12 protein-coding genes are annotated in these 14,885 nt (G+C 65.0%); 4 read left to right on the top strand and 8 right to left on the bottom strand.

Annotated features, from left to right (window positions below; translation table 11 throughout):
• Positions 1 to 71: 71 nt before the first annotated feature.
• The 6 genes from DI605_RS11585 to DI605_RS11560 form a co-directional block, all read right to left on the bottom strand.
• On the bottom strand, positions 72 to 1,268 hold the full coding sequence (locus DI605_RS11585) for a DUF445 domain-containing protein (protein WP_293974443.1): 1,197 nt from the start codon (positions 1,266 to 1,268) through the stop codon (positions 72 to 74).
• 123 nt (positions 1,269 to 1,391) lie between these two features.
• On the bottom strand, positions 1,392 to 4,511 hold the full coding sequence (locus DI605_RS11580; protein ID WP_293973651.1) for an efflux RND transporter permease subunit: 3,120 nt from the start codon (positions 4,509 to 4,511) through the stop codon (positions 1,392 to 1,394).
• 21 nt (positions 4,512 to 4,532) lie between these two features.
• A complete protein-coding gene (locus DI605_RS11575) occupies positions 4,533 to 5,699 on the bottom strand; it encodes an efflux RND transporter periplasmic adaptor subunit (RefSeq protein ID WP_293973648.1) in 1,167 nt (388 codons plus the stop codon).
• 81 nt (positions 5,700 to 5,780) lie between these two features.
• Positions 5,781 to 6,695, bottom strand: a complete 915-nt coding sequence (locus tag DI605_RS11570) for a 50S ribosomal protein L11 methyltransferase (RefSeq protein ID WP_293973646.1) — start codon at positions 6,693 to 6,695, stop codon at positions 5,781 to 5,783.
• The gene (locus DI605_RS11565; RefSeq protein WP_293973643.1) at positions 6,685 to 7,398 is read right to left on the bottom strand and encodes an SDR family NAD(P)-dependent oxidoreductase; all 714 of its coding nucleotides are present in this window, start codon (positions 7,396 to 7,398) and stop codon (positions 6,685 to 6,687) included. Before DI605_RS11565 ends, DI605_RS11570 begins: the two co-directional genes overlap by 11 nt.
• 131 nt (positions 7,399 to 7,529) lie before the next feature.
• Complete coding sequence (locus DI605_RS11560; protein WP_293973640.1) at positions 7,530 to 8,915, bottom strand: methyl-accepting chemotaxis protein; 1,386 nt, start codon at positions 8,913 to 8,915, stop codon at positions 7,530 to 7,532.
• A gap of 158 nt (positions 8,916 to 9,073) precedes the next feature.
• On the opposite strand from DI605_RS11560, the gene sdhC reads away from it, so the two are divergent.
• From sdhC to sdhA, 3 genes are read left to right on the top strand one after another with little or no spacing between them, the layout of a single operon-like run.
• Positions 9,074 to 9,490: a succinate dehydrogenase, cytochrome b556 subunit gene (gene sdhC / locus DI605_RS11555; protein WP_293973637.1), complete on the top strand. Its 417-nt coding sequence runs from the start codon at positions 9,074 to 9,076 to the stop codon at positions 9,488 to 9,490.
• A complete protein-coding gene (gene sdhD, locus DI605_RS11550; RefSeq protein ID WP_293973634.1) occupies positions 9,490 to 9,876 on the top strand; it encodes a succinate dehydrogenase, hydrophobic membrane anchor protein in 387 nt (128 codons plus the stop codon). The genes sdhC and sdhD overlap by 1 nt, the downstream gene beginning before the upstream one ends.
• Complete coding sequence (gene sdhA / locus DI605_RS11545; RefSeq protein ID WP_293974440.1) at positions 9,873 to 11,660, top strand: succinate dehydrogenase flavoprotein subunit; 1,788 nt, start codon at positions 9,873 to 9,875, stop codon at positions 11,658 to 11,660. Before sdhD ends, sdhA begins: the two co-directional genes overlap by 4 nt.
• Positions 11,661 to 11,723: 63 nt before the next feature.
• Here the strand turns inward: sdhA and DI605_RS11540 are convergent, their stop codons facing one another.
• A complete protein-coding gene (locus DI605_RS11540) occupies positions 11,724 to 12,032 on the bottom strand; it encodes a hypothetical protein (protein ID WP_293973631.1) in 309 nt (102 codons plus the stop codon).
• Between the two features lie 83 nt (positions 12,033 to 12,115).
• A complete protein-coding gene (locus tag DI605_RS11535; protein WP_293973628.1) occupies positions 12,116 to 12,850 on the bottom strand; it encodes an SDR family oxidoreductase in 735 nt (244 codons plus the stop codon).
• A gap of 237 nt (positions 12,851 to 13,087) precedes the next feature.
• On the opposite strand from DI605_RS11535, the gene ettA reads away from it, so the two are divergent.
• Positions 13,088 to 14,767: an energy-dependent translational throttle protein EttA gene (gene ettA, locus DI605_RS11530; protein ID WP_293973625.1), complete on the top strand. Its 1,680-nt coding sequence runs from the start codon at positions 13,088 to 13,090 to the stop codon at positions 14,765 to 14,767.
• Positions 14,768 to 14,885 lie beyond the last annotated feature (118 nt).

Raw genomic sequence — 14,885 nt, 5'->3', positions numbered from 1 at the left:
GACATTGCGGCACCCCCAATTGGCTCAAGGCCAATTCTTGACCGAATCGGGCTTTTTTTCCAGCTTTTCCTCTAGCCGATCGCCAGTGACACTGCGTAGATCACCAGACCCACCAGGCCTCCCACCAGCGTGCCGTTCACGCGGATATACTGGAGATCCCGGCCCACCGCGGTTTCCAGCCGCTGCGTCACCGTGCTGGCATCCCAGCCGCGGATCGTATCCGACACCAAAGCCACGATCCCGTCGCCATAGGCCGCGACGATGCCGACGGTGGCGCGGCGCGCGAAGCGATTGACCGCGATGCGGAGGCGTTCGTCATTCTGGAGCGTCTCACCGGCCTGACGGAGCATTTCGCCCAGACGCCCGGCCATCGCCTCCTGCGGATCGCGTACCGCGCGCAGCATCGCCGCCCGTGCGCTTTCCCACATGCCATCCAGCCAGCGGCCCACCGCCGGATTGGCGATCATCGCATCGCGAAAGCGCGCGACGCGCTCCTGCGTTTCGGGCTCGTGCTGGAGCCGCCCCGCCAGCTGGAGCAAAGCCTCCTCCGTCTTGGCGCGCAGCGGATGATCGGGATCGTCGGCCATTTCGGCGAGCAGCTTGAACAGTCCTTCCAGGATCTTGGTCGAAAGCGTCTCATCCAGCCCCGTCCAGCGCAGGATCGATCCGGCGCGCTCGTGGATCATCTTGCGGAACAGGCCCTCATTCGCATCCAGCGTGCGCCCGATCCAATCGATGGCGCCATCGATCAGCGGCCTGTGCCGCCCTTCGGCCATCGCGGCGCTCAGCAATTGGCCGGCCAGCGGGGCGAGGGACAGATCCCTGAGCCGCTGGACGGCGATGCCCTTCACCAGCTTTCCCAGCCGTTCGTCAGCCAGCCCCTCCAGCAACGTCGCCGCCAGCCGGCCGCCGCGCAGCTTGCCCGAGGGGGGGCGGGCGAGCAGCCGGCCGAGCCCCGCCGCGAGATCGAGCCGCTTCATTCGCCGCGAGACGACGCTGGGGGTCAGAAAATTGGAGCGGAGGAAAGCGGCGAGGCTGTCGCCGATCCGATCCTTGTTGCGTGGGATGATCGCCGTGTGCGGGATGGGCAGGCCCAGCGGATGGCGGAAGAGCGCCGTCACCGCGAACCAGTCCGCCAGGCCGCCCACCATCGCCGCTTCCGCGAAGGCGCGCACGAAGGCCCAGCCATGATGCTGCCGGGTCAGCAGCGTGGAGACGACGAACAGCGCCGCCATCGCCAGCAGGAGGCCGGTTGCCACGGCTCTCATCCGGCGGAGCGCCGCTGCCTGCGGCACCGCCACGTCAGTCCGTGCCGGCAGGGAAGGAAATGCTGTCATCGGGATCACAATCGCCCTGCCGGCGATTGGTTCAAGCCCTTTCCGGAGGCAAGCTCATTCTGCCGGATGCGCCGGGGGCACGGGATGGCGGCTCGCCGGATCCTCGCCACCCAGCATGCGGCCAAGCCGTGGCCCGATCTTGCGCTCCAGCCCGTCGGCAAGGCTGAAGCCCGCCGGCACGATCAGCAGCGTGAGCACCGTGGACAAGACGAGGCCGCCGATCACGGTGACGGCCATGGGCTGGTTGAAGCTGCCGTCGCTGCCCAGCGCGAGGGCCACCGGCATCATGCCGGCGATCATCGCGACCGTGGTCATCACGATCGGCTGGGCGCGCTTGTGGCCCGCGTCGATGATGGCATGCCGCTTGGGCACGCCCTTGCCCATCTCCTCGATCGCGAAATCGATCAGGAGGATCGAATTCTTGGCGACGATGCCGAGCAGCATCAGCAGCCCGATCATCACCGGCATGGAAATGGGCATGCCGACCAGGTGCAGCGCCAGCGCGCCGCCCAGCGGAGCCAGCAGCAGCGAGGCCATGTTCACGAAGGGAGGGATGACGCGCTTGTAGAGCAGCACGAGCACCGCGAAGACCATGAACACGCCCGTCACGACGGCGATGACGAAATTGGTGACCATTTCGGCCTGCCACTTGGCATTGCCGAAGGCGACGCGCTGCACGCCGCTGGGCAGATCCTTCAGTTCCTTCAGCGCGAAGACGCGCGACTGGACATCGCCCTGGATCGCGCCCGGCGTGATGTCCGCGCCGATCATCAGGCGGCGCGCCTGATTGTAGCGACGGATCTGCGACGGCCCGGAGCCGAAACCTACCTCCGCCACCACGCGCAGCGGCACCGAGCCGCCGATCGAGGTGGGGACGGGCAGGTTCTTCACCGTATCCAGGCTGCGGCGGCTATTTTCGGCCAGCGCGACGCGGATCGGAATCTGTCGATCGGAGAGCGAGAATTTGGCGACATTCTGATCGATGTCGCCCAGCGTGGCGATGCGGATGGTCTGGCTCAGCGCCTGGGTCGTCACGCCCAGATCGGCGGCGAGATCGAAGCGCGGCCTGATGACGATCTCGGGGCGCGGAAGATCGCCATCGATGCGGGGCGCGCGGATCTCGGGGATCTTGCGCATCGCCGCCACCGCCTTGTCGGCCGCTTCATAGAGCTTCACCGGATCGTCGCCGGCCAGCATGACCGTGATGTCACGGCCGCCGCCGCCGCCAGCCTGGCTCTGGAAATTGACGCGGGCATCGGCGATCGCGCGCAATTGGGGCGCGAGGTTTCGTTCAAATGCGGTGGTGGTCTTTTCGCGATCGGCCTTGAGCTTCACGAAGATGCTCGCCTGACCGACGTTGATGCTCTCGATCGCGATCTCGACATTGGGATCGGCGCGCAGGATCGCGGCGGTGCGATCGGCGACAGCCTCCGTCTGTTGCAGGGTCGTGCCCGGCACCATCTGGATGCGCACCTGACTGATGCCGAGATCCAGCTCCGGCTGGAAGGTGAAGGGCAGGGTGGCGAAGGCCCCGATCGTGGCGACGAAGCAGAACAGGCCGAACATCATCGTCAGCTTGCGATTGTCGCGGATGAACAGGCGATACCAGCGCCGTTCCGTCACGCTGTTCAGCGTCCACGTCAGGCCGGACATATAGAGGTCCATCAGCCGGCCTTCGCCATGGGTCTCCTCGCCATGGCTCTTCAGCATATAGGCGGCGATCATCGGTGTGATCAGGCGGGCGACGAGCAGGCTCATCAGCACCGCAACCACGATGGTGATGCCGAAATTCTTGAAGAACTGGCCCGAAAGGCCAGGCATAAGGCCCACGGGCAGGAAGACCGCGACGATCGAGAAGGTCGTGGCAACCACGGCGAGGCCGATTTCGTCGGCTGCATCGATCGCGGCCTGGAAGGCCGATTTGCCCATCCGCATATGGCGGACGATATTTTCGATCTCCACGATCGCATCGTCGACGAGCACGCCGGCCACGAGACTGAGCGCGAGCAGGCTGATGCCGTTGAGCGTGAAGCCCATCAGCTCCATGATCCAGAAGGTCGGGATCGCGGAGAGCGGGATCGCCAGCGCGGAGATGAAGGTCGCCCTCTTGTCGCGCAGGAAGATGAACACCACGACCACGGCGAGCACGGCGCCCTCGATGATCGCGTGGATCGCGGCCTTATACTGGCCCTTGGTGTAATCCACGCTGGTATAAAGCTCGTGGAACTTGATCTTGCCGTTGCTCTCCTTCTCCAGCTTGGCGATCTCCTTCTTCGCCGCCTCATAGAGGGTGACGTCCGAGAAGCCCTTGGCCTTGCTGATGTTGAATTCCAGCACCTGATGGCCGTTGAGCTTCGCGAGCTTGCGCTGCTCGGCATAGGCATCGCGCACATCGGCAATGTCCGACAGGCGCACGCTGCGCCCGTTCGCCACCTGGATCTGCTTCTGGCCCAGCGCATAGGCATCGGCCGCGTTGCCGACGATGCGCACGGATTGCTCGGCACCGGCAATTTCCGCGCGGCCGCCGGCAGCGTTCAGGTTCATCTGGCGCAGCTGCGAGTTGACGCCGGCCGCCGTGATGCCCTGCGCCTGCATCTTGTTCGGATCGAGGATCACGCGGATCTCGCGGCTCACACCGCCCTCGCGCTGCACCTGGGCAATACCGGAGATGGAGAGAAGCCGGCGCGCGACCGTATTGTCGACATACCAGCTGAGCTGCTCCAGCGTCATGTCCGTCGCCTCGACGGACGAGAACAGGATCGGATCGCCGGTAATATCGATGCGGACCACCTGCGGTTCCAGAATGCCGTCGGGCAACTGGCTGCGGATCTGGGACACCGCATCGCGGATATCGGTCACGGCGCGATCGATCGGCGTGCCGATCGAGAAGGTGACGACCGTGGTGGAAAGGCCTTCGTTGACGACCGACGAAATCTCGTCGACGCCGCTGATCGCGCGGACCGCCGCCTCCACGCGCTGCGTGACCTGCGTTTCCAGTTCGGTCGGCGCGGCCCCCGGCTGGGTGACGATCACCTGCGCGGCCGGGAAGGAGACGTCGGGATCCTGATTGAGATCCATCCGGATGAAGCTGACAATACCCAGGATCGTCAGCGCCACGAACAGCACGATGGACGGAACCGGGTTCCGGATCGACCAGGCGGAAATGTTACGCATCGTGCCTCTCCGCTCGCGTCTTCAGCGCGCTGTCTTGGCGATTTCGGGCTGCACCTTCTCGCCGGGAGACAGGAAGGCGCCGGCGTTGACGACGACCTTCTCGGTTCCGGCCAGACCGGACGAGATGCTCACGCCCTGATCGTTCACGTCGCCAACCTTCACCTCGCGGCGCCCGACGATCCCCTGCGGGCTCACGATCAGCACATAATTGCCCTTCTGATCGCTCAGCACCGCCGATTCCGGCAATTGCGGCACGTCCGCCACGCCGGTCGCGATTTCGGCATTGGCGAAGCCGCCCGGCCTCAGCGCCGTATCGTAGGCGAGCGCGATGCGGGCGACGCCCTGGCGCGTCGTGGCATCAATGATCGGGGAAAGCTGCCAGATCGATCCAGCCAGCGATTTGCTGCCGCCGATCGGCGTGACCTCCGCCACCGTCCCGATGTGCATATGCGCGATATCCTGCTCCGCCACGCGCGCCTGCATCTCCATCTGGCCGCGATCGGCCACGCGGAACAGCGCGCCGGTCGACGGCCCGACGATCTGCCCCGGTTCCACCGCGCGGGTGAGGACGAGCCCGGCGCCGGGCGCACGGATGATGAGGCGGGCGTTGCGCGCCTGCTGCTCGGCCAGTTGCGCGCTGGCCACGTTCACACGGGCCACCGCCTGATCGCGGGCTGCCGTGCGCGTGTCGATATCCGCCTTCGAGATGAAGCCATTGCCGACGAGCGCCTTGGCGCGCTCCAGATTGGCCTGAGCCAGGGCGGCATCCGCACGGGCGGCGGCCACACTCGCCGTGAGGCTCGCGGCCTGCTGGGTCTGCACGGAACGCTCGACGATCGCGAGCGTCTGCCCCGCCTTCACCCAATCGCCCGGATTGACGAGCACTTCGGTGACCATGCCGCCTTCGCCGACAATGCCCACCGGCATATCGTGCCGCGCTGCGATGATTCCGGAGGCGGAAACGCTGCCGTTGATCTGGCTGTGACCGGGGATCATCACGGTCACGCGCTGCAATGCAGCTTCCGCAGGCCCCGTTGGCTTCTTGCCGCCACGCATCAGCACGAGGCCGATCGCCGCGAGCACGAAAAGTGCCACGACCGCAACGACGATCAGCGTGCGGCGCGACCGCGCCGGCGGGAGAGCGTCATAATCGGCAATCTTGCCGCCGATGCCCGATTCCATGTTCATCTGCTTCCATCCCCACGCCCCGGACCCCCCCTGAGGCGCTCTACTGTATTAGTGCAATATATCACTTCTCGCAAGTCGTCTTTACGATTGCTGAACGAGCACCAGCGTGGGCCAGTCGCCACGCTGCAACCGTTCCGAAAGGCGGAAGCCGCACGCCTCATAGGCGGCGACGACTGCCTTTTCCTGATCGGCAAGGAGCCCTGCCAGCATCACCCTCCCGCCGGGTCGCATCTGCCCCGCGAACCCCGGCGCCAGCTCGATCAGCGGCCCGGCCAGGATGTTTGCGATCAATAGATCGAAAGGCCCACTCCCGGCAATATCCGGATGTTCGACGCCGGGGCAGGTGAAGAGCGCGATGGAATCCGCAGGAAGCCCGTTTTCGGCCATGTTGGCGCGCGTCACCTCGATCGCAACGGGATCGATGTCGGCGGCGAGAAGAGCCGCCTCGGGCCACAGCGCGCGCGCGGCGAAGGCGAGCAGGCCGGTTCCCGTGCCGATATCGGCGACGTTCGCGAAGACATGCCCCTCGTTCGCCAGCCGATCGAGCATCTCGAGGCAACCCGTCGTAGTCTCATGATGACCTGTGCCAAAGGCGCGCCCCGCCTCGATCAGAAAGGGTATCGCACCCTCCGGCGTCTCGCCGGCATGCGCCGCCGTGAAGACATGAAAGCGCCCCGCGCGGATCGGCGTGAGGAAAGCCTGGCTGCGCGTCACCCAGTCCTCGTCCTCAAGCCGGGCGATCAGCGGATCTCCCGCATCGGGCGCGAGGCCGCAGACTGCGGCGATCAGGGCGGGTGACGGCTCACCCTCGACATAGACGTCGATCTGCCACGCATCGGGCTGATCCTGATCCGGTTCGCTCGTCATCAGCGTCGGCGGGGGATCGAAATCGGCCAGCGCCGGCACGTCTTCGATCAGCGCATCGGCCTGGGCGCGGGTGCAGGGGAGGGTGATCTTCCAGCTTTCGGAAGACTGGACCTGCCATTCAGCGGACATAGCTTGCTCCGTTAATGTCGAGCACCGCCCCGGTCATCGAGGCGGGCGCGGAAAGCGCGAGGAAACGGACGGCCTCCGCCACCTCGGCGGGATCGGCCACGCGGCCCAGAGGAATATCTGCCAGAAGCGCTTCGCCACCCCGGCTGGCGAGATAATCCTCCGCCATGCCCGTCATCGTGAAGCCGGGGCAGACGGCGAAGGCGAGCACGCCCTGACGTGCATAGCCGCGCGCGATCGTCTTGGTCATCGCGACCATACCGGCCTTGGCGGCGGCATAATGCCAGTGGGCGGGGCTGTCGCCGCGATAGGCGGCACGACTCGCGACGTTGACGATCCGCCCGCCCGATTCCCGCGACTGCCAGTGGCGCACGGCAAGGCGGCAGAGTTCGGCGGACGCGGTGAGATTCACCTGCATCGTCCGCTCCCAGCCGGCGAGCCAGTCCGCATCGGGAAGATCGATCGGTGTCGCTTCGAAGATGCCGGCATTGTTGACGAGTATGTCGATACGGCCGTCCAGCCGCTCCAGCGCGGCATCCCAGAGGGACGCGGCACTCCCGGGGACGGAAAGATCGGCGGCGATGCGATCGACGGCGGCGGCCGTGGCGTGGCCGATGACGCGCGCAGCGGGCGCCAGCGCGTCGACAATCGACGCGCCGATGCCCCGGCTGCTGCCGGTCACGAGGATGTGAAGCTGTTTTGGCATGATCGCGCGGCCATAATGCCGCGCCGCCACCCGCGCCAGCCGTCGACAGTGCCGGGCTTCGAACCGGCCCGGTCAGCCATCCGCCCGGAAAGAGGAAAAAAGGGGGGGGGCGATGGGCGGTCCGTTCCGTCTCACGCGAGGCGGGCGATGAACTCCACCGCGCTGGTTTCCAACGCACCCAGCTTGCCGTCCACATCGCGGAAGCCGGTATCGAGATCGTCGATATTCCCGGCGAGATTCTCGGTGCCGGACCGGATCGCCGCGATCGTGCCCGACATCGCATCCGCCGCAAGCGCCGTCTCGTCGACGGCGGCGGTGATCATCGTCACGGTCTGCGCCTGGGTTTCCATCGCCGTCCGGATCCGCTCGGCCGAGGTCTGCACGTCGCCGATCGTGGCGCGGATCGATCCGTTGGCTTCCACGGTCTGGCGCGTGGCGATCTGGATGGCGCCGATCTTGGCGGCGATATCGTCGGTCGCGCGCGCCGTCTGGTTGGCCAGGCTCTTCACTTCCTGCGCGACCACCGCGAAGCCGCGGCCCGCATCGCCTGCGCGCGCCGCCTCGATCGTGGCGTTCAGGGCGAGGAGGTTTGTCTGTCCGGCAATGTCGCGGATCAGGCCCAGGATCGATTCGATCGCATGGGCATGTTCGGAGAGCGCCGTGCTCACCTCCACGGCCTTCTTGGATTCGTTGCCGGCGCGGGTGGCGATTTCGGCGGCGACCTCCACTTCGTTGCGCGCATCCTCGATCGCGCGAATCAGGCCGGCTGCGGTCTGCGCGGCCTCGCGCATCGCGATCGCGGACTGCTCGGCTGCGGCGGCCACTTCGGATGTCTTGCCCAGCATGCCGCGGGCGGAGCCGGAAGCCTCGGCGGTGCGGTGGCGAAGATCCTTCGATTCCGCCAGCGCATCCTGAAGCAGCACGCCGACCGACTCACGGAAGGAGGCGCCTTCGGTGCGGCGCAACATGCGCTGTTCCTCGATCGCAGCATCATTCACGCGGCAGGAGAGCATGTCCGCCTTGATCGAGAGGATGCAGATTAGGCGATCGGTCGCGAGTCGGACGAAATCGCCGTCATCGGGAAAAGCGATGCTGATCTTCCGGCATATGGCCGAAATGAGCCGCGACAGGCTGCGGCTGGCAAAGTTGATCGGAATCTGATTTTCGATATCGTCGCCATTCATCCCGCCGGCATATCGAAACCAGTCCGCGCTCACGGGCCGGGTGAAAAGATTGAGGATGATCCGATCGGCGGCGCGCTCGTGGTTGGAAACATCATAGTCCGGGTTGGCGCGGTGCGCGGCCGCCATCATCCTGCGGCCTGCCTCCGTCGCCATCATCTCTTTTCTGATTTCGGCGATCTCGGCATAGGCCGCCTCGCGCAGGACTTTCTCCGCGCGCGCCCAGATCAGCGCCAGATCGCTGCCGAACTTCCCATTTTCGCCGTAAAGGGCATGGCGCACCTCATATTCGTCCTGCGGGACGGTGCCATCTACGGTGCCGGGATGCTGGCTCATGTCCATCGTGGAAACCTCTGAGGTCCTTTCGCTGCATTCCTCCTTAGGCGCCCAATGGTAAACGTCGGGTTATGGCTTTTTCGCAGTTGCGAGCACGATTGTTGCAGTCCGCTCTCAAAGGTCTAAAGGGCATCATCAGCGAGCCAAAGGGAGGAACAATGGCGCGAAATCCGGCACGGCCACTGTCGCCGCATCTGACGATCTGGCGCTGGGGTCCGCACATGCTGATCTCCATCCTGCATCGCGTGACGGGCGACGGGCTGGCCATCGGCGGCGGCGTTCTCTTCACCTGGTGGCTGGCGGCGCTGGCCGGCGGCGAGGCGAGCTATGCGCGCTTCGTGGACCTGATGACCTCCAATGCGACCGGGCGGCTGAACCTGATCCCGGCGCTGATCCTGATCGGCCTCACCTGGGCGATGTTCCAGCACATGTGCTCCGGCATCCGTCACCTGTTTCTGGATACCGGTGCGGGCTATGAGCTGAAATCGAACCGCACCGCCTCGATCGTCGCGATGACGGTGGCCGTGATCCTCACCGCCCTGGTTTGGGGCTTCATCCTGACGCGGGGGCACTGATGGGCACGGGTACGGGTATCGGCCGCGTTCGCGGCCTGGGTTCGGCCAAGACCGGCGTTCATCACTGGTGGATGCAGCGCGTGACGGCGGGTGCGAATCTGCTCCTCTGCATCTGGCTGGTCGTTTCGCTGCTGCGGCTGCCGCTCTATGATTATCGCGCGCTGATGCTGTGGCTGTCCTCGCCCTGGGCGAGTGTGCCGCTGATGCTCGCGATCGTGTCGATCTTCTGGCACCTGCGCCTCGGCCTTCAGGTTCTGATCGAGGATTATCTCCACGATCACAGCCGCATCGGCGCGATCCTGCTGCTGAACTTCTACGCCGTGGGCGGCGGTGCGCTCGCTCTCTTCTCGGTTCTCAAGATCGCCCTTACCGGAGCTTCCGCCTGATGTCCGCCTATCAGATCGTCGACCATGTCTATGATGCGGTCGTGGTGGGCGCGGGCGGTTCCGGCCTGCGCGCCACGATGGGCTGCGCCGAAAAGGGCCTGAAGACGGCCTGCATCACCAAGGTGTTCCCCACGCGCAGCCATACCGTGGCGGCGCAGGGCGGCATCGCCGCGAGCCTTGGCAACAACACGCCCGATCACTGGACCTGGCACATGTACGATACCGTCAAGGGATCGGACTGGCTGGGCGACCAGGACGCGATCGAATATATGGTGCGCGAGGCGCCCGCGGCCGTGATCGAGCTGGAACATGCCGGCGTGCCGTTCAGCCGCAACGACAATGGCACGATCTACCAGCGCCCGTTCGGCGGCCACATGCAGAATATGGGTGCCGGCCCGCCCGTGCAGCGCACCTGCGCGGCAGCCGACCGCACCGGCCACGCCATGCTTCACGCTCTCTATCAGCAGAGCCTGAAATATGACGCGGACTTCTTCGTCGAATATTTCGCGCTCGATCTCATCATGGAGAATGGTGAGTGCAAGGGCGTGATCGCGCTCTGCATGGAGGATGGCAGCATCCACCGCTTCCGCAGCCACGCCACCGTGCTGGCGACGGGCGGCGGCGGCCGCATCTATTTCTCCGCCACCTCGGCCCATAGCTGCACCGGCGACGGCAACGGCATGGTGCTGCGCGCGGGTCTGCCGCTCCAGGACATGGAGTTCGTGCAGTTCCACCCGACCGGCATTTACGGCGCGGGCGTGCTCATCACCGAGGGCGCGCGCGGCGAGGGCGGCTACCTGACGAACAGCGAGGGCGAGCGCTTCATGGAGCGTTATGCGCCGTCCGCGAAGGATCTCGCCAGCCGCGACGTCGTCTCCCGCTCGATGGCGATGGAAATGCGCGAGGGCCGTGGCGTCGGCGCGGGCAAGGATCATATCTTCCTGCACCTCGATCATATCGATCCGAAGGTGCTGGCGGAGCGCCTGCCGGGCATCACCGAAACGGGCAAGATCTTCGCCGGCGTGGATCTCACGCGCCAGCCGCTGCCCGTCACGCCCACCGTCCACTACAATATGGGGGGCGTGCCCTGTAATTATCATGGCGAAGTGGTGACGCTGAAGGATGGCAACCCGGACACGGTCGTCCCCGGCCTGTTCGCGGTGGGCGAGGCGGCCTGTGTGTCCGTTCACGGCGCGAACCGGCTGGGCTCCAATTCGCTGATCGATCTCGTCGTGTTCGGCCGCGCCACCGGCTTCCGCATCGCGGAGCTGGTGCAGGCCCATTCCAAGCATGGCGCGATCGTGAAGGAGGCCGATGACAAGGCGGTCTCCCGCCTCGATCACTTCCGCAACGCCAATGGCGGTACGCCGACCGCGAAGATCCGCCTCGAAATGCAGCGCACGATGCAGAAGCATTGCGCGGTGTTCCGCGACAGCGAATTGCTGGCCGAAGGGCAGGCCAAGATCGATACGATCTATGGCGGTCTGCAGGATGTGGGCGTGAAGGATCGCTCGCTGATCTGGAACACCGATCTCGTCGAGACGCTGGAGCTGGATAATCTGCTGCCGCAGGCGGTGGTGACGATGCATTCGGCGGAAAACCGCAAGGAAAGCCGCGGCGCGCACATGCACGAGGATTATCCGAACCGCGATGACGCGAATTGGATGAAGCACACCATTTCGTGGTTCGATCAGGGCAAGGTGACGCTCGATTACCGCCCCGTCCATGATTACACGCTCACCGACGAGGCGGAATATATCAAGCCGAAGGCGCGCGTTTACTGAGTTCGCCAGCGACGAACATCCAAGGGAAAGGGCCGCGCCTCGCAAGGCGCGGCCCTTTTCGTTTCAGCGAAACTGCCGGTCGCGCTTCTGGCGCCGGATATTGGCGCTCGCGCGATTCTGCCGATGATGGATATAGGCGCGCTCGCGATTGCTGAGCCCGCCGCCCGTCGCGCCCAGATGATCCGCGGTTCGGGTGATCCGGCCCTGCTGGTGCTCCAGTCGATCAGCCTCCAGCGGCGTGAGCGAGCCGCTCGTTATACCCTGGTCGATCCGCTGCTGCTGGTTCGCCTGCCGACCGTTAATCTGTGCGGCGGACGGCGACGCCAGCACCAGCAAACCACTCAAACCGATCAGAAGCGATGCTACCTTCACGTTCGTTCTCCTCTCTGGAACGGGAGATTGAACGGACGGGCAGGCGCTATCCGTCGCTTACGATCGGATCGCAGAGAGCAACGTCAGATCGAGAAGCCGCCGTCCACGTCGATCAGCGCGCCGGTGATGAGCGAGGCCTCGCCGCTGGCCAGGAAGGCGGCGACATTGGCGATCTCGTCGGCGTGGCCGTAGCGCCCGAGCGCGATATAGGGCTTCAGAAATTCCGCGAAGGGCCCGTCGGACGGGTTCATGTCGGTATCGACCGGCCCCGGCTGGATCACGTTGACGAGGATACCGCGAGGGCCGAGATCGCGCGCCCAGCCGCGGGCCATCTGCGCGACGGCAGCCTTGGTCGCGCCGTAGAGCGCACCGCCCTGATTGGGCATGGTATGGGCGTTGACGCTGCCGATGATGATGATCCGGCCGCCGTCGTTGAGGTGCGGGAAGGCGGCCGTCGTGCCGGTGAACACACCTTCGACATTGACGCCGAACATCTGGCGATAATCTTCGAGCCCCGTGCTGCCCAGCGGCGCCATCGCGGCTACGCCCGCATTGTGGACGAGGATGTCGATCCCGCCGAGCGCCCCGGCCGCCTGCCCGATCGCGGCGGCGACAGAACTGGCATCGGCCGCATCGGCCTGTATCGCGAGCGCGCCTTCGCCGAGATCGGCGACGATAGCATCGGCCGCAGCCTTGTTGCCCGCATATGTGATGACGACCTGCGCGCCTTCTGCCGCCAGCCGCCGCGCGATCGCGGCGCCGATGCCGCGCGATCCTCCGGTTACGATTGCCTTTTTGCCTGCAAGTTTTTCTGACATGAAATCCTCCATTTGCTACTCGCATGAGGTGATTGTCACGATCTAGGCACTGTCAGATTTCCACAAAGTGGGCATTATGCTGGACGGTGAATTCCATTAAATAGAAAAGCCGGCATCATCCGGGTCGCGCGTTTGACGACCGGCGACATGCTTCCCATGTTTGCCAAGCACGGGGCCAGCGGCTAACCGGCAACCACCTCATTCACCCGACCCATCCTGTCCGGAGCCTGGCCCCGTATGTCCGCCCAATATGCCTTCGTCATGAAGGACATGACCAAGTCCTTCCCCGGCGCCCCCAAGCCGGTGCTGAGCAACATCAACCTGCAATTCTATCAGGGTGCCAAGATCGGCATCGTCGGCCCGAACGGTGCCGGCAAATCGACGCTGATGAAGATCATGGCGGGTATCGATAAGGAATTTTCGGGCGAAGCCTGGCCTGGCGAACATATCACGGTTGGCTATCTGGCGCAGGAGCCAGAGCTGGATCCATCGAAAAACGTGCTGGAAAACGTCAAGGACGGCGCGCGCGGCGTGGCGGACATGGTCGATCGCTTCAACGCCATTTCGGCCGAGATGGGCGATCCCACGGACGATACCGATTTCGATGCGCTGATGGAGGAAATGGGCGTCCTTCAGGAGAAGATCGACGCGGTCGACGGCTGGACGCTCGACAACCAGCTCGAGATCGCGATGGAGGCGCTGCGCTGCCCGCCCGGTGACTGGCCGGTCGATAAATTGTCGGGCGGCGAGAAGCGTCGCATCGCGCTTACCCGCCTTCTGATCCAGAAGCCCTCGATCCTGCTGCTGGACGAGCCCACCAACCATCTGGATGCCGAGAGCGTCCAGTGGCTGGAAGCGCATCTGAAGGATTATCCGGGCGCCGTCCTGATGATTACCCACGATCGCTATTTCCTCGACAATGTCGTGGGCTGGATCCTCGAAATCGATCGCGGCAAATATTTCCCCTACGAGGGCAATTACTCCACCTATCTCGACAAGAAGGCCAAGCGGCTCGAGCAGGAAGAGCGCGAGGAGAGCGGCCGCCAGAAGGCGATCAAGGACGAGCTGGAGTGGATCCGGCAGGGCGCCAAGGCCCGCCAGACCAAATCCAAGGCGCGTATCGCCAAGTTCGAGCAGCTGGTGGAATCGCAGCAGAACCGGACCCCCGGCAAGGCGCAGATCGTGATCCAGGTGCCCGAGCGGCTGGGCGGCAAGGTGATCGACGTCGAGAATATCTCGAAGAGCTTCGGCGACAAGAAGCTCTTCGAAGGCCTGTCCTTCATGCTGCCGCCGGGTGGCATCGTCGGCGTGATCGGCCCGAACGGCGCCGGTAAATCCACCCTGTTCAAGATCCTGACCGGGCAGGAGACGCCCGACACGGGCACGGTCGAGGTGGGGTCCACGGTGCGGATGGGCTATGTCGATCAGAGCCGCGACCATCTCGATCCCAAGCATAATGTCTGGGAAGAAGTGTCCGAGGGCCACGATTATGTGAAGGTCAACGGCCACGACATGTCGACCCGCGCTTATGTGGGCGCGTTCAACTTCAAGGGCGCCGACCAGCAGAAGAATGTCGGCAAGCTTTCGGGCGGCGAGCGCAACCGCGTCCACATCGCCAAGATGTTGAAGCGTGGCGGCAACGTACTGTTCCTCGACGAGCCGACCAACGATCTGGACGTCGAGACGCTGGGTGCGCTGGAGGAAGCGATCGAGAATTTCGCGGGCTGCGCCGTGGTCATCAGCCACGATCGCTTCTTCCTCGATCGCCTCGCCACGCACATCCTCGCCTTCGAGGGTGACGGCCATGTCGAATGGTTCGAGGGCAATTTCGATAGCTATGAGGAAGACAAGCGCCGCCGCCTCGGCGATGCTGCCGACCGACCGGGCTCCGGCGCCTACAAGAAGCTGACGCGCTGACCCGCGGCCCTTCATCCCGCCAGCATTGAGACAGTCGGGGCGCGGCCCTTTTCCCCCGGAGGAGGGGAAGGAGGGCCGGCCTCGACGGGCGCAACGCAAACGCGGCGGGAGAGCGTCT

Origin of the sequence: Sphingomonas sp., from assembly GCF_003248515.1 — a bacterium.
Taxonomy (GTDB): domain Bacteria; phylum Pseudomonadota; class Alphaproteobacteria; order Sphingomonadales; family Sphingomonadaceae; genus Sphingomonas_I.
This window is presented reverse-complemented; position numbering and strand designations above follow the sequence as displayed.

What these genes read in the sequence shown, in the direction of transcription:
- DI605_RS11585 (WP_293974443.1), bottom strand. Translation starts at nt 1,268, where the DNA reads ATGAGAGCCGTGGCAACCGGCCTCCTGCTGGCGATGGCGGCGCTGTTC.
- DI605_RS11580 (WP_293973651.1), bottom strand. Translation starts at nt 4,511, where the DNA reads ATGCGTAACATTTCCGCCTGGTCGATCCGGAACCCGGTTCCGTCCATC.
- DI605_RS11575 (WP_293973648.1), bottom strand. Translation starts at nt 5,699, where the DNA reads ATGAACATGGAATCGGGCATCGGCGGCAAGATTGCCGATTATGACGCT.
- DI605_RS11570 (WP_293973646.1), bottom strand. Translation starts at nt 6,695, where the DNA reads ATGTCCGCTGAATGGCAGGTCCAGTCTTCCGAAAGCTGGAAGATCACC.
- DI605_RS11565 (WP_293973643.1), bottom strand. Translation starts at nt 7,398, where the DNA reads ATGCCAAAACAGCTTCACATCCTCGTGACCGGCAGCAGCCGGGGCATC.
- DI605_RS11560 (WP_293973640.1), bottom strand. Translation starts at nt 8,915, where the DNA reads ATGAGCCAGCATCCCGGCACCGTAGATGGCACCGTCCCGCAGGACGAA.
- sdhC (WP_293973637.1), top strand. Translation starts at nt 9,074, where the DNA reads ATGGCGCGAAATCCGGCACGGCCACTGTCGCCGCATCTGACGATCTGG.
- sdhD (WP_293973634.1), top strand. Translation starts at nt 9,490, where the DNA reads ATGGGCACGGGTACGGGTATCGGCCGCGTTCGCGGCCTGGGTTCGGCC.
- DI605_RS11535 (WP_293973628.1), bottom strand. Translation starts at nt 12,850, where the DNA reads ATGTCAGAAAAACTTGCAGGCAAAAAGGCAATCGTAACCGGAGGATCG.
- ettA (WP_293973625.1), top strand. Translation starts at nt 13,088, where the DNA reads ATGTCCGCCCAATATGCCTTCGTCATGAAGGACATGACCAAGTCCTTC.